This is a genomic window from Sphingomonas phyllosphaerae (assembly GCF_036946485.1).
Lineage (GTDB): Bacteria > Pseudomonadota > Alphaproteobacteria > Sphingomonadales > Sphingomonadaceae > Sphingomonas > Sphingomonas phyllosphaerae_E.
Map to the genome: position 1 here is coordinate 1,272,279 of NZ_JAQIJA010000005.1, position 21,264 is coordinate 1,293,542.

Consider the following 21,264-nt stretch of genomic DNA (forward strand, 5'->3'; position numbering starts at 1 on the left):
AAAGAAGCGGGGCCCCGGATCAAGTCCGGGGCGACTGACTACGCCGACGCGCGCACCATCAGGGTCGCGGGGAGCATGACGTTCTCGGTCGTCTCGCCCGCGATCTGGCGGACGAGCGTATCGACCAGCAGCGCCCCGGCGCGGGCATAGTCCTGTGCCACCGTCGTCAGCGGCGGGCGCGACAGGCGCGCGGCGGGAATGTCGTCGAACCCCGCCACCGCGACGTCGTCGGGCACGCGCCGCCCCGCCTCGTCGAGCGCGCGCAACGCCCCCAGCGCGATCAGATCGGAGGCGGCGAACAGCGCGTCGAAGGGAATGTCGCGCGCGAGCAACCGGCGGGTCGCGTCATAGCCGACCTGTTCCGACGACAGCGCATCGACATGCAGGCCCGGATCGACCGGCAACCCCGCGCCGCGTAGCACGTCGCACAGGCCGCGATAACGGTCGCGGAACTCGGGATAATGGTCGCTGGCGGTGCCGACGAAGGCGACGCTCTTCCGTCCGCGGTTCAGCAAATGACGCGCCACGTCGCGCCCGCCGCCGATATTGTCGCAGCCCAGCACCAGCCCGAGCCCGTTCGGCTCCACCGAGCCCCAGCGCACGTAGCGCGTCTTCTGTCCGACCAGCTGCTCCAGCCGGACGCGATAGGTTTCCCAGTCGCCATAGCCGAGCAGGATCAGCCCGTCGGCCTTGCGGCTGTCCTCATAATCCTTGTGCCAGTCCGCCGACAGCTGCTGGAACGAGGTGAGCAGGTCGTAGCCGCGCAGCGCGCAGGTCTTCAGGATCGAGCCGAGCATCGACAGGAAGAACGGGTTGATCGCGGTCGCGTCTGGCAGCGGGTCCTCGAAGAACAGCAGCGCCAGCGTCTTGGCCTCGCCGCGGCGCAGCGACGAGGCGGCGCGGTCGACCTTGTAGCCGAGCTGCTCGGCGATCGCGGCGATCCGCAGCCGCGTCGCGGCGCTGACCGTGCGGTCGCCGCGCAGCGCGCGCGAGACGGTCGGTTGCGAGACGCCCGCGGCGGCGGCGATGTCGAAGGAGGTGACGCGGTCGGACAGCGGAGGCGGCTCTTGCGAGGGAAAGGCGCATCCTACCCTGCAGCGCATGGGCTGTGAATACGTATGCTGCGCGCTTGGCAAAGCGGAGGCCGGCTGCGCATCACGCCGCGATCGGGAGAGAGACGCCATGAAGAGCATCGTCGCGGGCGCACTAGCCGTCATGGGCGCCAGCATTATTGATCCAGCCGTTCGTGCTGAGGAGAAGCTGAGCGACGTCGAAGTCTCGTCTCGAAGCATCGGTTCTGAGGCACACACCCTTCGAGACGCCGTTTCGACGTTGCTCAACGGCTCTTCAGGGCGAACGGCGGTGGTATATCCACTGGTCGCGAACGTCGCTCCGAGCGATGATCGCCCCGTCGCGGGACAGGATTTTCGCGCGCGCCTGCCGCAGGACGAGGTGATCTATTTCGCGCTCCCCGACCGCTTCGACAACGGCGATCCCGCCAATGATCGCGGCGGGCTGACCGGCGATCGCCTGGCCACCGGCTATGATCCGACGGCGAAGGGCTTCTATCACGGCGGCGACCTCAAGGGGCTGACGCGCCGACTTGATTATATTGCGGCGCTCGGCGCGACAGCGATCTGGGTCGGGCCGATCTTCCGCAACAAGTCGGTGCAGGGGCCAAAGGGGCAGGAGAGCGCCGGCTATCACGGTTACTGGATCACCGACTTCGAGCATGTCGATCCGCATTTCGGCACCGACGCCGATTTCGCGGCGCTGGTGTCGGCGGCGCACGCGCGGGGGATGAAGGTCTATATGGACATCATCGTCAACCACACCGCCGACGTGATCCGCTATCGCGAGTGCGGCGACTGCGCCTATCGCTCGCGCGCCGATTATCCGTATCAGCGGCGCGGCGGGGTGAACGGCGCGGCGATCAACCCCGGCTTCGCGGGCGATCAGGTCCAGACCGCGGCCAATTTCGCGAAGCTGACCGATCCGACCTACGCCTATACGCCCTACGTGCCGAAGGGCGAGGAGCGCGCCAAGTCGCCGGCGTGGCTCAACGACGTCACGCTCTATCACAATCGCGGCAACACCACGTTCCGTAACGAGAATTCGACGATGGGCGATTTCGTCGGGCTCGACGATCTGATGACCGAGAACCCGCGCGTCATGGCGGGGATGATCGACATCTTCGGCGGCTGGATCGACCGCTTCGGCGTCGACGGTTTCCGCATCGACACCGCGCGCCACGTCAATCCCGAGTTCTGGCAGGCGTTCGTGCCCGCGATGCAGGCGCGCGCCACCGCCAAGGGCATCCCCAATTTCCACATCTTCGGCGAGGTCGCCGCCGACCAGCTCGACGCCGGGCCGCTCGCGGTTCACACGCGCGTCGACAAGCTGCCCGCGGTGCTCGACTTCGCGTTCCGGCGTGCGGTGCTCGATACCGTCGCGGGGACGCGCGGCACCGATGCGTTCGAGACGCTGATCGCGGGCAATGCGCTCTACGAGGGCGGCGCGGCGGCGGCGGAGCGGCTGCCGACCTTCGTCAGCAACCATGACAACGGCCGCTTCGCGTTTTTCGTGCGGCAGGCGTTCCCCACGGCCGATGACGCCGAGGTGCTTAAACGCACGATGCTCGCCAACGCGATGCTGCTGACGTTGCGCGGCGTGCCGACGATCTATTCGGGCGACGAACAGGGCTTCACCGGCGACGGCGGCGATCAGGATGCGCGCGAGGACATGTTCGCCAGCCGCGTCGCCAGCTACAACGACAATCGCCTGCTCGGCACCGACACCACCACCGCCACCGCGCATTTCGGGCAGGACAACCCGTTGTTCCGGCAGATCGCGACACTGGCGCGGGTGCGGCGCGCGCAACCGGCGCTGACTCGTGGCCGCACGATCCTGCGCGCGCGTGAGGAGACGCCGGGGCTGCTCGCGGTGTCGCGCATCGATCCGGCGACCGGGCGTGAAATGCTGCTCGCCTTCAACACCAGCACCGCCCCGCTCGACCGGCTGGTCGAGGTGACCGGCGCGGGCAGCGCGACGACGCTGGCCGGCGAGGGCTGCGCCGCGCAGACCGCCGCGCCGGGATCGTTGCGCGTCCGCCTTCCTGCGTTAGGCTATGCCGTCTGCGCGATCGGAGCGACACGATGACCTATCCGTGGTGGCAGGGTGCCGCCGTCTACCAGATCTATCCGCGCAGCTTCGCCGATGCGAACGGCGACGGGGTCGGCGACCTGCGCGGGATCACCGCGCATCTGGGTCATGTCGCGTCGCTCGGCGTCGATGCGATCTGGATTTCGCCTTTCTACACCTCGCCGATGGCCGACTTCGGTTATGACGTCGCCGATTATTGCGACGTCGATCCGGTGTTCGGGACGCTCGCCGATTTCGACGCGCTGATCGCGCGCGCGCACGATCTGGGCCTGCGCGTCATCACCGATCAGGTGTGGTCGCACACCTCCGACCGGCATCCGTGGTTCGTGCAGAGCCGCGCCGCACGCGACGGCGACAAGGCCGACTGGTACGTCTGGGCGGATGCCAAAGCGGACGGCTCCCCGCCCAACAACTGGCAATCGGTGTTCGGCGGCCCGGCGTGGACGTGGGACGCGCGCCGCCAGCAATATTATCTCCACACCTTCCTCAAGGAACAGCCGCAGCTCAACGTCCGCAACCCGGCGGTGCAGGAGGCTTTGCTCGCTGTCGGGCGCTTCTGGCTGGAGCGGGGCGTCGACGGCTTCCGGCTCGACGCGATCAACCATGCAATGGGCGCGGCCGATTTGCGCGACAATCCGCCCGCCGCGCCGTCGAACAAGCCGCGCACGCGCTCGTTCGATTTCCAGCAGAAGACGCACAGCCAGGACCAGCCAGACATGCTGCCGTTCGTCGCGCGCATCCGTGCGCTGACCGACGCATATGACGCGCGCTTTTCGGTCGCCGAGATCGGCGGCGACGAGAGCGACTGGGTGCGGAAGGCCTATACGCAGCCGGGGCGGCTGGAGACCGCTTATGGCTTCGACTTCCTCTACGCCGACCACCTGACCCCGGTGGCGGTGCGCGCGGCGCTGTCGCAATGGCCGGGCGCGGAAGGCGAGGGCTGGCCGAGCTGGGCGTTCGAGAACCACGATGCGCCGCGCGCGGTGTCGCGCTGGGCGTTGCCCGAGCATCGCGACGCCTTCGCGCGCGCCAAGCTGGTGCTGCTCGCGGGGCTGCGCGGTAACATCTTCCTCTATCAGGGCGAGGAGCTGGGGCTGACGCAGACCGCGGTGCCGTTCGAGAAACTGCGCGATCCCGAAGCGATCGCCAACTGGCCGCTGACGCTCAGCCGCGACGGCGCGCGGACGCCGATGCCGTGGACGGCGGAGGCGGTGGGGTATGGCTTCACCAGCGGCGAGCCGTGGCTGCCGTTCGGGAGCGATCATGCAGGGATGGCGGTCGATGTGCAGGAGGCGGATCCTGAGTCGCTGTTGCAGTGGACGAGGCGCGTGCTGGCGGTGCGGCGCGCGGCGCCGGCGTTGCGCTGGGGGACGCTGCGGTTCGTGGACGCGCCGGCCGATGTGATCGCGTTCGAGCGCGCGCATGACGGCGAGCGGTTGTTGTGCGTGGTGAATTTGTCGCCGGAGCCGCGTGAGGTGACGCTGGCGTATGGCGAAGTGCTGCTGGCGTGTGGCGTCGAGGGCGCGCGCTTTGCTGGCTACGGCGCGCTGATCGGGAGGGTGATGTGATGCTCGCCCCCACTACCACCCGTCGCCCCGGCGAAGGCCGGGGCCCAGTTGGGGGATGTTTCCGTATCCCACGAGCGGCCCGCCACTGGACCCCGGCCTTCGCCGGGGTGACGCGTTGGGTGTGGGGTGACGACGTGTCCGGTAAAGGGATCGCCGCATGACCGCCCCGCGCCGCCGCCAGCAATCGCTCGCCGGGCTGGCGAACATCTCGTTCGGCTTCTTCGGCATCCAGATCGGCTTCGCGCTCCAGAACGCGAACATGAGCCGCATCTTCCAGTCGCTCGGCACCTCGCTCGACGACCTTCCGGCATTGTGGGTCGCCGCGCCGCTGACCGGGCTGCTCGTCCAGCCGGTGATCGGGCATTTCAGCGACCGGACGTGGCTGGGCCGCTTCGGGCGGCGGCGACCGTATTTCCTCGCCGGAGCGGTGCTCGCCGCGCTGTCGTTGTTGGTGATGCCGCTCAGCCCGGCGCTGCTTGTCGCGGCGCTGATGCTGTGGGTGCTCGACGCGTCGCTCAACATCTCGATGGAGCCGTTCCGCGCCTTCGTCGGCGACATGCTCGACCGCGACCAGCACGCCGCCGGTTACGGCGTGCAGACCGCCTTTATCGGCGCGGGGGCGGTGTTCGGGTCGATCTTCCCGTGGCTGCTCGAACAGGCCGGCGTGTCGAACGTCGCCGCGCCGGGGCAGCTCCCCGATTCGGTCAGATTCGCCTTCTGGTTCGGCGGCGCGGCGCTGCTCGCCAGCGTGCTGTGGACCGTGGTGACGACCCGCGAATATTCGCCCGCCGAGATGGCGGCGTTCGACGGCGCTGCGGAGGTCGATGACGGCACCACCGCCCGTGTGCTCGCCGCACGGGGCGCGACCGCCCCGTTGCTGTGGATCGCGGCGGGCGCGGCGGTGGTCGTGCTGGTCGCGTTCGCGGGGCTGGAGAAGGAGATGTACCTGCTCGGCGCGCTGCTCGCCGGTTACGGCGCGGCGAGCCTCGTCGCGATCCGCGCCGCGCGGGCGGGGCGTTCGCCGGGGCTGCTCGGGCATATCGTCGGCGATTTCGCAGGCATGCCGCCGCTGATGAAGCGGCTGGCGGTGGTGCAGTTCTTCAGCTGGTCGGCGCTGTTCATCATGTGGATCAACACCACGCCGGTCGTGACGCAGGTGTTCTTCGCCGCGCCCGACGCTGCCAGCCCGGCGTATCAGCGCGGCGCGAACTGGGTCGACGTGCTGTTCGCGACCTATAACGGCGTCGCGGCGGTATCGGCGCTGGTGCTGCTGCCGTGGCTGTCGGCGCGGATCGGCAAGGCGCGGACGCATGTCGTCGGGTTGCTGTGCGGGGCGGCGGGGTTCGCGAGCATCTTCGTCATGCCCGATGCGCAATGGCTGCTGGTCAGCGAGATCGGGATCGGTATCGCCTGGTCGACGATCCTCGCCATGCCCTATGCGATCCTCGCCTCGGCGCTGCCGCAGCGCAAGCTCGGTATCTATATGGGGTTGTTCAACGTCTTCGTCGTGACGCCGCAATTGCTGGTCGCGACGGTGATGGGGTCGATCACCCGCCACTTCTTCCCGACTGAGCCGATCTGGACGATGGCTTTCGCCGCGGTGACGATGGCCGGCGCGGCAGTCGCGATGTGGCGAGTGCGGGAGTAGGGCGCCACTTGCCTCGAAGCCGTCGCCCCGGACTTGATCCGGGGCCCCGCTCTTTACGGATGGCCGCGAAGAAGAAGCGGGGCCCCGGGTCAAGCCCGGGGCGACGATAGAAGACGGTGTTACTCTACGAACGGCTCGACGCTGATGTGGCGGCCGCGCAGGAACACATCCGCCACCGCGCGCAGCGGCGAGACGTCGACGTCCGACACGCCCGCGCGCACGATCGCGCCGAAGCGGTGGTAGAGCCCCGGATATTCGCCGTGCAGGTCGGCGTCGTGCGCCAGCGCTTCCTTGCCGTCGATCGTCAGCACCGAGCCGCCCTTCGACAGCAGCAACGTGCCGTCGTCGGTCTCGACCTCGATATCCCAATGCTGCGGGCCTTCCTGGCGGAAGTCGAGGTCCATCGCGATCTCGGCGCCGGCGGTGTCGCGGAACGACACGCGCGCCGCGATCGGCGCCGCGCGGTTCGACGGCACGTCCAGCTCGGCGGTCTCGACGAAGAACGGGCGCGGCAGGATGCGCGTCGCGATCGACAGCGCATTGATGCCGGGATCGAACACGCCGAAGCCGCCCGGCTCCCAGATCCAGTCCTGCCCCGGATGCCAGACGCGCACGTCCTCGCGCCAGGTGATCTTGGCGCGCTTCACCTCGCGCTCGGCGAGCCACGCGCGGGCGGGCTCGACCCCGTCGGCGTAGCGCGAGTGCCAGCTCGCGAACAGGCTGACGCCCTTCGCGGCCGCGGCGTCGCGCAGCGCGATCACCTCGGCCAGCGTCGCGCCCGGCGGCTTCTCAAGGAAGACGTGCCAGCCCTGCTCGATGCAGAATTGCGCGATCGCGCGGCGCACCTGCGGCGGGGTGCACAGCGACACCGCATCGACCTCAAGGCCGCTCTCGGCGAGTTCGTAGACGTCGCGGAAGAACGGCAGGCCGTTCACGCTCTCGCCGCTGCGGCTGACGGTCGCGACGAGGTCGAAGCTCTTGCCCGCGGCGATGGCGGGGAGGTGCTGATCGTGGGCGATCTTGCCCATGCCGACCAGCGCGAGGCGGATCGGCGCGGTCACAGCGCGCGCACCACGACCGGCGCGTCGGCCGCATCGGTCAGCGTGTTGCGCAAGGGGAGCGCGAACGGCGCGGCGGCGATCTCGAACACGTCACCGGTCTGCGTCTTAACGCCATCGGCGACCGACAGCGTCGCGGTGCCGAAGAAGTGCACGTGCACGTCGCCCGGCCGGCGGAACCCGGCATATTTGAAGTGATGATGCTCGAGGTTGGCGAGGTGGTGCGACATATTGTCCTCGCCGGTCAGGAACGGCTTTTCCCACAAGGTCTGGCCGTCGCGGACGATCTTGCTGGTGCCGCGAATGTCCGATGGCGGGGTGCCGAGCAGCAGCTCCGCGCCGAGCGACGCCTGCCGCAGCTTGCTATGCGCGAGCCACAGGTAATTGTGCTTCTCGGTCACATGGTCGCTGAACTCGTTGGCGAGCGCGACACCCAGCCGGTACGGCGTGCCGTCGTCACCGATCAGGTAGATGCCGGCCAGCTCGGGCTCCTCGCCGCCGTCCTGCGCGAAGGCGGGCGACGCGAACGGCGCCTCCGGCGCGACCAAGGACTGGCCGTCGCCCTTGTAGAACCATTCCGGCTGCTGCCCGACCGCGCCCTCGGCCGGCTTGCCGCCCTCGACGCCTTCGAGGAACATCCGCATCGAATCGGTCTGGTGCTCGCCCGACGATGCCGCCTTGTGCATCGCGTCGCGCCCCGACGCCGAACCCAGATGGGTCAGCCCGGTGCCGGCCAGCATCAGCCGCGCGCTGTCCTCATGATCGATCGCGGGGAGCAGGTGCCCGGCGTCCAGTTCGGTGGCGATGTCGACCGTCTCGTCGCTGCGGCGCTGCGCGGCGGCCTCGGCGAGCGTCGTGCCCGCGGCGATCGCCGCCAGCGCCAGCTCGCGGGTCGTCGCGACGCCGGTCAGGAAGACCGCGCGGTCGCCCTCGGCGAGAATGACGCGGCGACGCCCGTCGTCACCGCGATGTTGAAGCAGACGGGTATCGGTCATGCGAGGTCCTTGAGCGCGGAAAGATAGCGGCGCGCCTCGGCGGCGACCGCGTCGGCAGACTTGCCGGGGCGATAGAGGTTGGAGCCGAGCCCGAAGCCGTCGGCCCCGGCGGCGCGCCATTCGGCGACATTCTCGGGCACGATCCCGCCGACCGCGAGCATCCGGGTCGTCTTGGGCAGCACTGCCCGCTGCGCCTTGAGATAGCCGGGGGTGGTGCCATCGGCGGGGAACAGCTTCAGCGCGGTCGCGCCGGCCGCCAGCGCGGCGAAGCCTTCGCTGGGTGTGAAATAACCCGGCATCGAGATCATGCCACGCGCTGCGGTGGCCGCGATCACGTCGGTGTTGGTGTTGGGCGAGACGATCAGCGTGCCGCCGACGTCCTGCACGCGCGCGACGTCCTCGACGGTCAAGACCGTGCCGGCCCCGATCAGCGCGCGGTCGCCGACGCGCTCGATCAACAGCCTGATGCTGTCGAACGGATCGGGCGAGTTGAGTGGCACCTCGATCAGCGTGAAGCCGGCGTCGACCAGCGCATCGCCGACCGCGGGCGCCTCGGCCGGGGTCAGCCCGCGCAGGATCGCGACGAGCGGCGCGGCGGCGAACGCCGCGTCGAAGCGCGTATGTGTCTCGGTCATCGTGTCAATTCCCAGAGGCGGTGGATACCGGCGGCGAAGGCGCGCTCGCTGTCGAGCGTCACCGGCGTGCCGCCACCATGCCGGATCGCGGCGGCATAAAGATCGGCGAGCGCGCCGCCCGCGAGCAACTGCACGGTGCGCCCCGCGAGGTCCTCCCGCGCGCCGACATCGGCGCCGATCAGCACCCCGCTCGCGAACGCCGCCGCATCGTCCGGCGCGAGTCGACCGAGCAGCACGCGCGCGCGCACCTCGAACAGCGCCACCGTCAGGTCGCGCGCCCCTGCGCCGCGCGCCAGCCCGTCCTGGAAGGCCGCGCCGTCCGCTACCGTGCCATCGAGCATCCCCGACAGGATGCCGTGGCCGCGCAGCAGCGCGAACAGCTCGCCGGTCAGCGCGGTGGCGATATCGGTGACGCGCCCGCCCTCGGTGGCGATCCATTTGTTGTGGGTGCCCGGCTGGCAGAACAAGGCATCGGCAGGGGCCAGCCCGGCGGCGATCGCACCGAGCACCTGCACCTCCTCGCCGCGCATCACGTCGGCGCGCGCCGCGCCGCGCAGTGCGACGCCCGGCACCAGTGTCGCCGCCGCCTCGTCGATCGTCACGCAGCCCGCCGCCAGCGCCTCCAGCCCGGCCGGCGCGTCGACATAGGGCACCTCGCGCCAGCCGCGGTTCGACCCGACCATGCCGGCCGCGATCACCGGCAATTCGCCGAGATGTGCGCGGATCGCGTTGATATCGGAGGGATATTCGTCGGGGGTCAGCGACAGGATGCCGCGACCATCCTTCAGCGACGCCTCCGCCACGCCGGCCGCGGACATCCGCCACGCACGCCGGTTCGTCGTTCCCCAATCGATGGCGATGTAGCCGCCTGACACGTCATCCTCCCATTTATTTGTAGGACATAAGGCCTTCCGCGAGGAGGTCAAGGCTGTGCGCCGCGTCCACGATCCTGTACGTCGACCCATTCGGGACAAGGGAGAGACAAATGACCGAAGTGCGGACGTTGTGGCGCGGCGCGGCGACGCTGGGCGAGGGGCCGGCATGGGATCCGGTGCAGAAGGTCCTGTGGTTCGTCGATATCAAGCAGCAGCGCGTCCACCGTTACGATCCGGGTTCCGGGGAGGTCGCCGCCTGGGCGGCACCGGCGCAGGTCGGCTGGGTGCTGCCGGGTGCGGGCGGGATGCTGCTGGCGGGATTGCAGACCGGGCTCGCGCGCTTCGACCCGGACACCGGCGAGTTCTCGCATCTTGCCGATGTCGAGCCGGAGCTGCCGGACAACCGCCTCAACGATGCGACCGTGGCGCAGGACGGGTCGGTCTATTTCGGGTCGATGGATGATGGCGAGAGCGCGATCACCGGGCGCGTCCACCGCTGGGACGGGCAGCAGGTGACCACCACCGCAATCGATCCGGTCGCGATCACCAACGGTCCCGGCCTCGCGCCCGATGGCGCGACGCTTTATCATGTCGATACGCTGGGCGGGGTGATCCATGCCGTCGCGCTGTCGCCCGACGGTACGACCGGCGCGGCGCGGGTGTTCGCGACGATCGACCCGGCCGATGGGCATCCGGACGGCGTGACGGTCGATTCGGGCGGCAATGTCTGGGTCGGGCTGTGGGGCGGCTGGTGCGCGCGCTGCTATGCGCCCGACGGCACGCTGCGGCAGGAAGTGAAACTGCCCGCCGCCAACATCACCAAGATCGCGCTCGGCGGCCCGGACCTGAAGACTGCCTTCGCGACGAGTGCGCGCAAGGGGCTGGACGATGCCGCGCTCGCGGACCAGCCGGATGCGGGCGGGTTGTTCGCGTTCGAGGTCGAGGTCGCCGGCCAGCCGCTCGCGCCGGCGCGGCTCGCCTGACACGAAAAGGCCGGCGGCTCATGGGAGCCGCCGGCCCAATCTATCGTCGTCATCCCGGACTTGATCCGGGATTCCGCTCCTATCCCCAAGAAGAAGCGGGGCCCCTGATCAGGTCCGGGGCGACGAAGCTCAGTGCACCGTCTCTTCGACCGGCACGTCGGGCAGCGCGTTGGTCGCCTTGGCGCCCCACAGCGCATAGAACAGAATGTACAGCTCGCACGCCGCGGTCAGCAGGAACGACGGCTGCAGGCCGTAAGCATCGGCCAACTTGCCCTGCACCACCACCAGCGCACCGCCGGCGATCGCCATGATCAGCAGCCCCGAACCTTCCTCGGTCAGCGGCCCTAGCCCCTTGATGCCGAGCGTGAAGATCGTCGGGAACATGATCGAGTGGAACAGCCCGACCGAGATCAGCGCCCACATCGCGACCGGCCCGGTCGTGAACACGGTGATGAGCATGACGACGAACGCGCCGATTGAGAAGGCGGCGAGCACCGTCTCCGCCGGGATGCGCTGCATGATCGCCGAGCCCGCAAAGCGCCCGACCATCATCCCGCCCCACAGCAGCGTCAGATAACGCCCGGCCTGTTCGGCGGTGACGTTGGCGATCTGCGGCTGGCTGACGAAGTTGACGAACAGATTGGCGACGCCGATCTCGGCGATCAGGTAGATGAAGATCGCCGGGATGCCGAACACCAGATTGCGGTGCTTCCACAGCGAATGGTTCTTGCGATCCTCCTTGGCGACGCGGCTGGTCGACGAACCCATCGCCGGCAGCGGGAAGCGCGCGATGACGACGGCGAGCACGACCAGTACGATCGCGACCAGCACGTACGGCAGGACCACCGATTGCGCGTCGGCGAGCCGCTCGGCCTCGGTCAGCACCGTCCCCGTCGCCGCCGTGCCGCCCTTCGAGCGACCCAGAATGAGATAGGCGCCGAACAGCGGCGCGAGCATCGTGCCGGCCGAGTTGAGCGCCTGCACCAGATTGAGTCGCGACGACGCGGTCTCGGCCGGGCCGATCACCGCGACGTAAGGGTTGGCGGCGACCTGCAGCAGCGTGATGCCGCTGGCGATCACGAACAGCATGATCAGCGTCACGCCATAGCTCGGCAGGCTGGCGGCGAGCACCATGCCCAGCGCGCCGGCCGCCATGATCAGCAGCCCGACGACCAGCGACTTCTGGTAACCGATCCGCTCGATCAGCTTGGCGGCAGGGATCGAGGCGAAGAAATAGGCGATGAACCAGACGCTTTCGATCAGCGTCGTCTGCGTGTAGTTCAGGTCGAACACGCTGCGCAGGTGGGGCAGCAGCGTGTTGTTGATGACGGTGATGAACCCCCACATGAAGAACAGGCTGGCGAGCAGCGTCAGCGCGCGGCCGTAGCTAGGCATCGCGCCGCCTGTGCTGCCGCCCGCGCGCGCCGCGCCCGGTGAAATGGGGGGTCCGGCCATCATCCTCTCCTCAACCTGATCATGTTCGCGCGGCGGGGTTGCGCCGCAGAGATATGTCTGACTATATTCGTCGCGAAGAAGCGGTCAATGCGGCAAACGCTGTTGGCTGGCAAGTGCGGGAGGGGTGTCGGTGAGCATTTCAGTGGCGCGATGGATGGTGGGCGCAGGCATGGCGCTGGCGAGTGTTTTTGCGGCGTCCTCGGCTTCGGCGGCGACTGCCGAGCGTGCCGCGTTCGGGAGGCTGCCCGACGGGACCGCGATCGAGGCGGTGACGCTCAAGGGCAGCAACGGCGTCAGCGCGCGGATCATGACGCTCGGCGCGACGCTCCAGTCGTTCAACGCGCCCGATCGCAACGGCAAGGTCGCCGACATCACGCTCGGCTATGACGACGCCGCCAGCTATGTCACCAACCCTAATTTCTGGGGGCAGACCGTCGGCCGCTATGCCAATCGCATCGCGGGCGGCAAGTTCACGATCGACGGCAAGGCGTATCAGCTGCCGCTCAACGACAAGACCAACTCGCTGCACGGCGGGACCAAGGGCTTCGACAAATATATCTGGCGGATCGCCTCGGTGAAGTCGGGTCCGCAGGCGAGCGTGACGATGGTCATCACCAGCCCGGCGGGCGATCAGGGCTATCCCGGCACGCTGCAAGTGTCGGCGACCTACAGCCTCGACGATAACGGCGCGCTGACCATCGATCTCGACGCGAAGACCGATGCCGCGACGGTCGTCAACCTGACCAACCACGCCTTGTTCGATCTGGCCGGCGAGGGCTCGTCGGCGGGCATCTATCCGCAATTGCTGACGATCCCGGCGGCGCGCTACACCCCCGTCAACGCGGCGCTGATCCCGACCGGCGAGCTGGCGCCGGTGGCGGGCACGGTGTTCGACTTCACCAAGCCGCGCGCGATCGGGCAGAGCGTCCGCGACGGCAGCGACGCGCAGATCGTGATCGGCCGCGGCTACGACCACAATTTCGTGCTCGACAAAGGCGCGACCAAGGAGCCCGGGCTGGCGGCGCGCGTCGAGGACACCGCGTCGGGGCGCGTGCTTGAGGTGCTGACCACCGAGCCGGGCGTGCAATTCTATTCCGGCAACTTCATCGACGGCAGCTTCGTCGGCAAGCAGCGCCATGTGTACCGCATGGGCGACGGCTTCGCGCTGGAACCGCAGAAATTCCCGAACACCCCCAACCAGCCGTCGTTCGGCTCGGCGCGGGTCGATCCGGGCAAGCCCTATCATCACCGCATGGTGTACCGCGTCTCGGTGGCGCGCTGATCCCCGGAGTTTGCTGACATGACCGCCCCCCACGATCCGACGAAGCTGCGCAGCCGTGCGTGGTTCGACAATCCGGCGAACATCGACATGACGGCGCTGTATCTGGAGCGCTATCTGAACTTCGGTCTGACGCTGGAGGAACTGCGCTCGGGCAAGCCGATCATCGGCATCGCGCAGACCGGCTCGGACCTGTCGCCCTGCAACCGCCATCATCTGGTGCTGGCGGAGCGGGTGCGCGAGGGCGTGCGCGAGATGGGCGGGATCGTGCTGGAATTCCCGGTGCATCCGATCCAGGAAACCGGCAAGCGCCCGACCGCGGGGCTCGACCGCAATCTGGCGTATCTCGGGCTGGTCGAGGTGCTGTACGGCTATCCGCTCGACGGCGTGGTGCTGACGATCGGTTGCGACAAGACGACCCCGGCGTGCCTGATGGCGGCGGCGACGGTCAACATCCCCGCGATCGCGCTGTCGGTCGGGCCGATGCTCAACGGCTGGCACAAGGGCGAGCGCACCGGCTCGGGGACGATCGTCTGGAAGGCGCGGCAGCTGCTCGCGGCGGGCGAGATCGACGATGCCGAGTTCATCCGGCTGGTGGCGTCGTCGGCGCCGTCGACCGGCTATTGCAACACGATGGGCACCGCGACGACGATGAACTCGCTCGCCGAGGCGCTCGGCATGTCGCTGCCGGGCTCGGCGGCGATCCCGGCGCCGTACCGCGACCGGCAGGAGGTCGCGTATCTCACCGGCAAGCGGATCGTCGAGATGGTCGCCGAGGATCTCAAGCCGTCGGACATCCTGACCAGGGACGCGTTCCACAACGCGATCAAGGTCAATTCGGCGATCGGCGGGTCGACCAACGCGCCGATCCACCTCGCGGCGCTCGCGCGGCACATCGGCGTCGAGCTGCCGATCAAGGATTGGGAGGAGCAGGGCCACAAGGTGCCGCTGCTCGTCAATCTGCAACCGGCCGGCGAGTATCTGGGCGAGGATTATTACCGCGCGGGCGGCGTGCCGGCGGTGGTCAACCAGCTGATGGAGCAGGGGCTGATCGCCGAGGACGCGCTGACCGTCAACGGCAAGACCATGGGCGACAATTGCCGCGGGGTCGCGATCGAGGACGAAAAGGTCATCCGTCCGTATGACGCGCCGCTCAAGGAAGAGGCCGGGTTCATCGTGCTGTCGGGCAATCTGTTCGACGCCGCGGTGATGAAGACCAGCGTGATCTCGCCGGAGTTCCGCGACCGTTACCTGTCGAACCCCGACGACCCCGAGGCGTTCGAGGGCCCGGCGGTGGTGTTCGACGGACCGGAGGATTATCACGCGCGCATCGACGATCCGGCGACCGGGATCACGCCCGAGACGCTGCTGTTCATGCGCGGTGCGGGGCCGATCGGCTATCCGGGCGCGGCCGAGGTCGTCAACATGCGCCCGCCGGCCTATCTGATCACCGAGGGTGTCCATGCCTTGCCGTGCATCGGCGACGGGCGGCAGTCGGGGACGAGCGGGTCGCCGTCGATCCTCAATGCCTCGCCGGAAGCGGCGGCGATGGGGGGCCTCGCGCTGCTTCAGACCGGTGACCGGGTGCGGGTCGATCTGGGGAAGGGCACGGCCAACGTGCTGATCTCCGACGCGGAACTGGCGGAGCGGCGCGCGGCGCTGGAGGCGGCGGGGGGCTATGCGTACCCGGCCTCGCAGACGCCGTGGCAGGAGATCCAGCGCGCGGTGGTCGGGCAGATGAGCACCGGCGCGATCCTGGAAGGCGCCGAGAAGTACCAGCGCATCGCGCAGACCAAGGGACTGCCGCGCGACAACCACTGACGGACCGGTACACGCGGCGGCGCGGAGGGTCTTCTCTCCGCGCCTTTTTTGTTCGCGCAGAGCACGCAGAGGGCGCAGAGCGGTTGCGCCGCAGGCACGGCTCCCGTCCGCCACCGGGATGACGGTGGTTGCTGCCGCGGACCGTGGCACGGCGCACCGCTTCTCCGCGTGCTCTGCGTGCTCTGCGCGAACTCAAGATTTCTCACGCGGAGGCGCGGAGGCGCGGAGGGCTGCTCGGGGAGTCTCTCCCGGCTGCGCCAGCAGCCTCTCATATCCTTGTGAGGAGCTGCACGATGCGTAGCCCACGACATCTCTGCGCCTCTGCGTCTCTGCGCGCATAAAACTGCTGCACGCGCCGCCGCGAGGACGCCGGGCAAGTAACACGGTGTCGCCTGCTGGACAGCTTCATGTTCGCGGCTGCGCGCGGATTGATCGCGCGCAGAGACGCGGAGGCGCAGAGAGGGCGCGCTTGCCGCGCCCGCCGGACATCATTTTCGTCATTGCGAGCGGAGCGAAGCAATCCAGGGCGTCCTGATCCGGCTCTGGATTGCTTCGCTGCGCTCGCAATGACGGATCCGCCTTCGTTGTTGAACATGCCTGCGGCGCTGGGCGGAGCACCTCCGCGCCTCCGCGTGAACAAATATCGTCACTCGGCGTCAGGCTGTCGCTCCGGTGCGGCATCCGCGAATGCCGGCAGTGCCAGACATGCCGCCTCGATCGCCAGCAAGCGCGGCCACGCCAGTGCTACCCCGAAGCGCCGTGCATTCACCAATTGCGGCACCAGGCACAGATCGGCGAGCGTCACTGCCTCGCCGAAACAATACGGCCCTTGCCCACCCCCGATCAGCGCATCGCACGCCGCCAGCCCTTCGGCGATCGTGTCGCGGGCCCAGGCGTTGACCGCCGCCTCGTCCAGCCCCGCGGCACGCAGCCGTTGCAGTACACGGAAATTCTGCACCGGGTGCGTGTCGCACGCGATCACCTGCGCGAACGCCCGGACCCGCGCCCGCGACACCGGATCGGCAGGCAGCAACGGCGGCGCGGGCACTCGCTCGTCGAGATAGTCGCAGATGGCGAGGCTTTGCGTCAGCACCACGCCGTCCCATTCCAGCGCCGGCACCAGCCCCTGTGGATTGAGCCGCAGGTAATCGGGTGACCGCTGCTCGCCATGGCGCAGATGGTGAAAGGCGTCGCGCCACGCCACCCGTTTGAGGTTGAGCGCGATCCGCACGCGATAGGCAGCGGTCGAGCGGAAATAGCCGTGGAGCACCGGCCGGTCGGGCGTCGCGGTCATGCTTCCTCCCCTGTTTTTGGGGCAGTCTAGGGTCTGTACTCAATCGCAACAAGGATCGTGATCGCCTGAGGAAGGCCGCCCACGAGGAGCGCAGCGCAGCCGGGTAGCAGAGCTACCCGCAAGCAAGCGACGACGGTGAGCGGCCTTCCTCAGGCGACCGCTTTGCGGCGGGCGGCTTTTGGCGCCATGCGGCGTCGCGCGTCGGTCACGATGCTTTGGCATCGCTCCCTCCTTGCTCCTAGCCTGGCGCCAAAATTCGCTCCGTCACGACCTTGTTGCGATTAAGTACAGACCCTTGGCGCGTCGCATCAGTTGCGCAGCAACGGAATGACGCCCTTGCGCCGCCCCGCGCCGTCGGCCACCGCGAGCAGGGCCGCCGCCTCCATCGCCAGCCGCTGCGCCTCGCCAAGCGACAGCGTCTCGCGTGCCCTGGCCTCCAGCGCCGCCGCCCGCTCGCGCGCGATCGCGCGGTGATCCGACCACCAGCCGCGCCAGCGCCGCCACAGGATCGACAGGGTGAGGCTGGTTCGGGAGAATGCGGTCATCATCCCTCAACGCGCATCCACGTTATCGGTGGCGTGCCAGCACCTCCGATATGGCGAAATAGATGCGGTCGAGATCGTCGTCGCCGATGCAGTAAGGCGGCATGACGTACAGCGTGTCGCCGAGCGGGCGCAGCAGCACGTCGCGTTCGCGGAACGCCGTCATCAGGCGCGGTGCCAGGTCGGACAGATACCCGACCCCGGCGCCGATCTCGAACGCGGCGATGGTCCCAAGCACACGCGGGTTGCGGATGCCGTCGAGCCGCGCCAGCCGCGCCGCCTGTGCGTTGCCCAGCCGCGCGACCCGCTCCAGCACCGGCTCCTCGCGCCAGATCGCCAGATTGGCGGCGGCGGCGGCGCAGGCGATCGGATTGGCGGTGTAGCTCGACGAGTGGAAGAACATCTTCGCCCGATCGGTCGACCAATGCGCTTCGAAGATCGGCTCGCTCGCCATCGTCACCGCCAGCGGCAGCGCGCCGCCGGTCAGCCCCTTGGACAGGCACAGGATGTCGGGTTCGATGCCCGCCTGCTCGCAGGCGAGCAACGTGCCGGTGCGGCCCCAGCCGGTCATCACTTCGTCGGCGATGAACAGCACGCGGTGCCGTGCGCAAATGTCGCGCATCTGCCGCAGCATATCCGCCGAATAGAACAGCATCCCGCCCGCGCCGAGCACCAAAGGCTCGACGATGAACGCCGCCGCGCCCGCCGCACAGGCGCGGTCGAGCGCGTCGAGCGTCGCCTGCTCCGCGCCGACTGCCGGGTACGGGATCGTCTCGACATCGAACAGCAACGGCGCATAGGCGCGGTTGAAGACGCCGCGCTGCCCGACCGACATCGCGCCGATCGTATCGCCGTGATAGCCATGCTCCATGACGAGGATGCGGTGGCGCGGGTCGTCCTTCGCGAGCCAGTAGCCGAGCGCCATCTTCAGCGCGACCTCGACGCTGGTCGACCCCGAATCGGAGAAGAACACCCGCGTCAGCGACGCCGGCATCATCGCGCGCAGCCCGGCGGCGACCTCCTCGGCGGGCTCGTGCGTCCAGCCGGCGAAGATCATCTGGTCGAGCCGACCGGCCTGTTCCCGGATCGCGGCGGCGGTCCGTGGGTGCGCATGGCCGTGCGTCGTCACCCACCACGACGAGATCGCATCGATCACGCGCCGCCCGTCGGCGGTGTGCAGCACCGCGCCCTCGCCGCGCACGACGCACGGGATCGGCTCCTGAAGCCCGTGCTGCGTGAAGGGATGCCAGACCGAACTCACCGGAAATCCTCGACATTGAAGTGCGCTGCGAAGGCAGCGGCGAGCGTCGTCGCGTTCAGGTCGGCGAGGCGCGGCAGCCGCCCAAGTCGGCGCACCTTGCCGATCTCGGCGATCACCGCCTCGCTGTCCTCGACCGCGTCGCCGATGAACGCGACGCCGAGCAGCGGTACGCCGCGCGCGCGCAATGCCTCGATCGACAACAGGCTGTGGTTGATCGTGCCGAGCGCGGTGCGCGCGACCAGCACCACCGGCTGCCCCCATGCCGCCGCCTGATCGGCGAACGACCATTGGCGGGTCAGCGGCACCAGCACCCCGCCCGCGCCCTCCACCACCAGCGGCCCGTCGCCCGCCGGCAGCGCCAGACTCGCGGGGTCGATCGTCACCCCGTCGATCTCGGCGGCGCGGTGCGGCGAGCAAGGCGTGTTCAGCCGATAGGCCTCGGGCACCACCCGCGCCGGGGCGACGCCGAGTTGCACCACGCTGCCGGCGTCGCTGCCGTCCGCCAGCCCGGCCTGCACCGGCTTCCAGTAGCGCGCGCCGAGCGCGACGGTCAGCGCGGCGGCGAACACCGTCTTGCCGACATCGGTGTCGGTCCCGGTGACGACGATCGTCCCGCTCATGACAGCACTTCCTTCAATACATCCGCCAAGGCGGCGATTTCCTGCTCGGTGACGTGGAGTGTCAGAGCGATCCGCAGCCGCGCGGTCCCGGCCGGAACGGTTGGGGGCCGAATGCCGCGCACGTCGAACCCCGCCGCCTGCACGGCCACCGCGACGCGCATCGTCTCGCGGTCGTCGCCGATCACCAGCGGCACGATCTGCGACTCGACACGCGCGCCGAGTGGGGCAAGGTGTCGCCGCGCCGCGTCGATCAGCGCGTGGAGCCGGGCGCGCCGTTCGGGCTCGTCGGCGACCACGCGCAGGCTCTCGCGCGCCACCGCAGCGGCGAGCGGCGACGGCGCGGTCGAGAAGATGAACGGCCGCGCGCGCGCCACCAGAAAGTCGCGCACCAGCGCCGGCCCGCACAGCACCGCGCCCTCGCAGCCCAGCGCCTTGCCGAAGGTGTTGAGCGTGACGAGGTTCGCGCGCCCGTGCCACGGCTCCGCCACGCCGCGCCCGCCCGCGCCCCACACGCCGGTCGCGTGCGCCTCGTCGACGACCAGCATCGCTTCATGTCGGTCGGCGACCGCCAGATAGGCGGCGACGTCGGTCAGGTCGCCGTCCATGCTGTAGAGGCTTTCGATCGCGATCCACGGCGTGCCGGTGCCGCCGCCCGCGCGCCACGCCGTTATCGCGTCGTCGGCCGCCTGCGGGTCGCCATGCGCCGCCGAAACGCAGGTCGCGCGCCCGAGCCGCATCCCGTCGTGCATGCTGGCATGGACCAAGGCATCATGGACGATCAGGTCGCCGGGCTGCGGCACCGACGACAGCAAGGCGGTGTTCGCGGCATAGCCAGAGCCGAACGACAGCGCCGCCTCCGCGCTGAAGAACGCCGCGGCCTCCGCTTCCAGCGCCTCATGCTCGGCGTCGTTGCCGCGCAACAGCCGCGACCCGCCCGAGCCGAGCGCGACGCCGCGTGCCAGCGCCGCCTGCGCCGCCGCCACAAGCCGCGGCGCGGTCGACAGCGCGAGATAGTCGTTCGAGGACAGGTCGATGCCGCGCGGCGGCGCCAGCGTGCGCAGGCGTCCGGCATCGGCAAGCGCGGAGAGATGGGCGCGTTGGGCGACAAGCTGCATCGGCGCGCCTATGCCGTCGCGGGTGCCGCTTGGCCAGTATCCGTGCCACCGATCGCGCGGCTCGGGCGTTGGCAGCGCTCGATCGACGGATGCAGAGGGAGCTGACCGATGGACCGTAACACGAAGCTCGCGCTGGGCGGCGCGGCGGTCGCCGCCGGTGCGGTCGCCTGGCTGGCGGCGCGCGAACGCCGCAGCGACGCCCCCGCCAGCTACCCGCCGCTCGACGTGCTCAAGCCGTTCGGCAAGGACGTGTGGATCGTCGACAGCGGGCCGATGATCGCCTCCGGCCTGTCGCTGCCGATCCGCATGACGGTGATGCGGCTGCCCGACCGCTCGCTGATGCTGCATTCGCCGACGCGCTTCACCCCGGCGCTGGCGGCGGCGCTTGCCGAGCTGGGCGTGGTGCGTCACCTGATCGCACCGAACATCGCGCACTGGACGCGGCTGCCAGCGTGGCAGCGCGCCTATCCCAAGGCGCTGCTCTGGGCCGCACCGGGGCTCCGCGAGCGTGGGCAGGTGCAGCGCAGCGGGTTGCGGATCGACCGCGAGCTGGGCGCGGTGCCGCCCCCCGAATGGGCCGAGGCGGTCGATCAGGGGCTGATCGCGGGCGCGGCGGGGTTCAACGAAGTGTGGTTCCACCACCGCGCCTCGCGCACGTTGGTTCTCACCGACGTCGTCCAGCATATGGAGCCCGAGCGGCTGCCGCCGATCACCGCGTTCATCGCGCGGCTGAGCGGCGGGGCATGGGGCACGACGCCGCGCTACCTGCGCCCGGTGCTGCGCTTCGGCGGGCGCGATCTGCGCGCGGCGGTGGCGACATTGGTCGCGCTCGCTCCCGAGCGGGTGGTGTTCGCGCATGGCCGGCCCTTCACCGAAGACGCTGCCGGGCAGTTGCGCCGCGCGCTCGCCTGGGCCGAATAACCGCGCCTTGCTCCTGCCGCGCGCATCCGCCT

Annotated in this window: 18 protein-coding genes; 7 read left to right on the forward strand and 11 right to left on the reverse strand. The window is 69.4% G+C overall.

The window, feature by feature from the left end; all coding sequences use genetic code 11:
* Positions 1-38: 38 nt before the first annotated feature.
* Complete coding sequence (locus PGN16_RS14670; protein ID WP_335310113.1) at positions 39-1,103, reverse strand: LacI family DNA-binding transcriptional regulator; 1,065 nt, start codon at positions 1,101-1,103, stop codon at positions 39-41.
* Positions 1,104-1,362: 259 nt separating this feature from the next.
* Here PGN16_RS14670 and PGN16_RS14675 point away from each other — a divergent pair, with 259 nt between their 5' ends.
* The 3 genes from PGN16_RS14675 (at position 1,363) to PGN16_RS14685 (ending at position 6,378) form a co-directional block, all read left to right on the forward strand.
* Positions 1,363-3,159 (forward strand): alpha-amylase family glycosyl hydrolase, encoded by a 1,797-nt coding sequence (locus tag PGN16_RS14675; protein ID WP_443019641.1) that lies wholly within the window; start codon positions 1,363-1,365, stop codon positions 3,157-3,159.
* Positions 3,156-4,730: an alpha-glucosidase family protein gene (locus tag PGN16_RS14680; RefSeq protein WP_335310114.1), complete on the forward strand. Its 1,575-nt coding sequence runs from the start codon at positions 3,156-3,158 to the stop codon at positions 4,728-4,730. The genes PGN16_RS14675 and PGN16_RS14680 overlap by 4 nt, the downstream gene beginning before the upstream one ends.
* Positions 4,731-4,887: 157 nt before the next feature.
* On the forward strand, positions 4,888-6,378 hold the full coding sequence (locus PGN16_RS14685) for an MFS transporter (RefSeq protein ID WP_335310115.1): 1,491 nt from the start codon (positions 4,888-4,890) through the stop codon (positions 6,376-6,378).
* A gap of 119 nt (positions 6,379-6,497) precedes the next feature.
* On the opposite strand, the gene PGN16_RS14690 is transcribed toward PGN16_RS14685, so the two are convergent.
* The 4 genes from PGN16_RS14690 to PGN16_RS14705 are packed head-to-tail and all read right to left on the reverse strand — an operon-like array spanning position 6,498 to position 10,031.
* Positions 6,498-7,439, reverse strand: a complete 942-nt coding sequence (locus tag PGN16_RS14690; protein WP_335310116.1) for a Gfo/Idh/MocA family protein — start codon at positions 7,437-7,439, stop codon at positions 6,498-6,500.
* A complete protein-coding gene (gene araD1 / locus PGN16_RS14695; RefSeq protein WP_335310117.1) occupies positions 7,436-8,431 on the reverse strand; it encodes an AraD1 family protein in 996 nt (331 codons plus the stop codon). The genes PGN16_RS14690 and araD1 overlap by 4 nt, the downstream gene beginning before the upstream one ends.
* The gene (locus tag PGN16_RS14700) at positions 8,428-9,066 is read right to left on the reverse strand and encodes a 2-dehydro-3-deoxy-6-phosphogalactonate aldolase (protein ID WP_335310118.1); all 639 of its coding nucleotides are present in this window, start codon (positions 9,064-9,066) and stop codon (positions 8,428-8,430) included. The genes araD1 and PGN16_RS14700 overlap by 4 nt, the downstream gene beginning before the upstream one ends.
* Positions 9,063-10,031: a 2-dehydro-3-deoxygalactonokinase gene (locus tag PGN16_RS14705; protein WP_443019642.1), complete on the reverse strand. Its 969-nt coding sequence runs from the start codon at positions 10,029-10,031 to the stop codon at positions 9,063-9,065. Before PGN16_RS14705 ends, PGN16_RS14700 begins: the two co-directional genes overlap by 4 nt.
* Positions 10,032-10,051: 20 nt before the next feature.
* On the opposite strand from PGN16_RS14705, the gene PGN16_RS14710 reads away from it, so the two are divergent.
* Positions 10,052-10,924 (forward strand): SMP-30/gluconolactonase/LRE family protein, encoded by an 873-nt coding sequence (locus PGN16_RS14710; protein ID WP_335310120.1) that lies wholly within the window; start codon positions 10,052-10,054, stop codon positions 10,922-10,924.
* A 129-nt stretch (positions 10,925-11,053) separates the two neighbouring features.
* Here PGN16_RS14710 and PGN16_RS14715 read toward each other — a convergent pair whose 3' ends face one another.
* The gene (locus PGN16_RS14715; protein WP_443019643.1) at positions 11,054-12,379 is read right to left on the reverse strand and encodes a sugar MFS transporter; all 1,326 of its coding nucleotides are present in this window, start codon (positions 12,377-12,379) and stop codon (positions 11,054-11,056) included.
* A 154-nt stretch (positions 12,380-12,533) separates the two neighbouring features.
* Between PGN16_RS14715 and PGN16_RS14720 the strand changes: the two genes are divergently transcribed.
* Together PGN16_RS14720 and PGN16_RS14725 are read left to right on the forward strand one after the other, a co-directional pair.
* Positions 12,534-13,661, forward strand: coding sequence for an aldose epimerase family protein (locus PGN16_RS14720; RefSeq protein ID WP_335310350.1), 1,128 nt, complete (start codon positions 12,534-12,536; stop codon positions 13,659-13,661).
* 18 nt (positions 13,662-13,679) lie between these two features.
* Positions 13,680-15,479, forward strand: a complete 1,800-nt coding sequence (locus PGN16_RS14725; RefSeq protein ID WP_335310121.1) for an IlvD/Edd family dehydratase — start codon at positions 13,680-13,682, stop codon at positions 15,477-15,479.
* Between the two features lie 646 nt (positions 15,480-16,125).
* On the opposite strand, the gene maiA is transcribed toward PGN16_RS14725, so the two are convergent.
* From maiA to PGN16_RS14750, 5 genes are all read right to left on the reverse strand, one after another.
* On the reverse strand, positions 16,126-16,773 hold the full coding sequence (gene maiA, locus PGN16_RS14730; protein WP_335310122.1) for a maleylacetoacetate isomerase: 648 nt from the start codon (positions 16,771-16,773) through the stop codon (positions 16,126-16,128).
* Between the two features lie 308 nt (positions 16,774-17,081).
* Positions 17,082-17,318, reverse strand: a complete 237-nt coding sequence (locus PGN16_RS14735) for a hypothetical protein (protein ID WP_335310123.1) — start codon at positions 17,316-17,318, stop codon at positions 17,082-17,084.
* A gap of 22 nt (positions 17,319-17,340) precedes the next feature.
* Complete coding sequence (locus tag PGN16_RS14740) at positions 17,341-18,576, reverse strand: adenosylmethionine--8-amino-7-oxononanoate transaminase (protein WP_335310124.1); 1,236 nt, start codon at positions 18,574-18,576, stop codon at positions 17,341-17,343.
* Positions 18,573-19,196, reverse strand: coding sequence for a dethiobiotin synthase (gene bioD / locus PGN16_RS14745; RefSeq protein ID WP_335310125.1), 624 nt, complete (start codon positions 19,194-19,196; stop codon positions 18,573-18,575). Before bioD ends, PGN16_RS14740 begins: the two co-directional genes overlap by 4 nt.
* Positions 19,193-20,311: an 8-amino-7-oxononanoate synthase gene (locus PGN16_RS14750; RefSeq protein WP_335310126.1), complete on the reverse strand. Its 1,119-nt coding sequence runs from the start codon at positions 20,309-20,311 to the stop codon at positions 19,193-19,195. Before PGN16_RS14750 ends, bioD begins: the two co-directional genes overlap by 4 nt.
* 108 nt (positions 20,312-20,419) lie before the next feature.
* On the opposite strand from PGN16_RS14750, the gene PGN16_RS14755 reads away from it, so the two are divergent.
* A complete protein-coding gene (locus PGN16_RS14755; protein ID WP_335310127.1) occupies positions 20,420-21,232 on the forward strand; it encodes a DUF4336 domain-containing protein in 813 nt (270 codons plus the stop codon).
* The last annotated feature ends 32 nt before the right edge of the window (positions 21,233-21,264 follow it).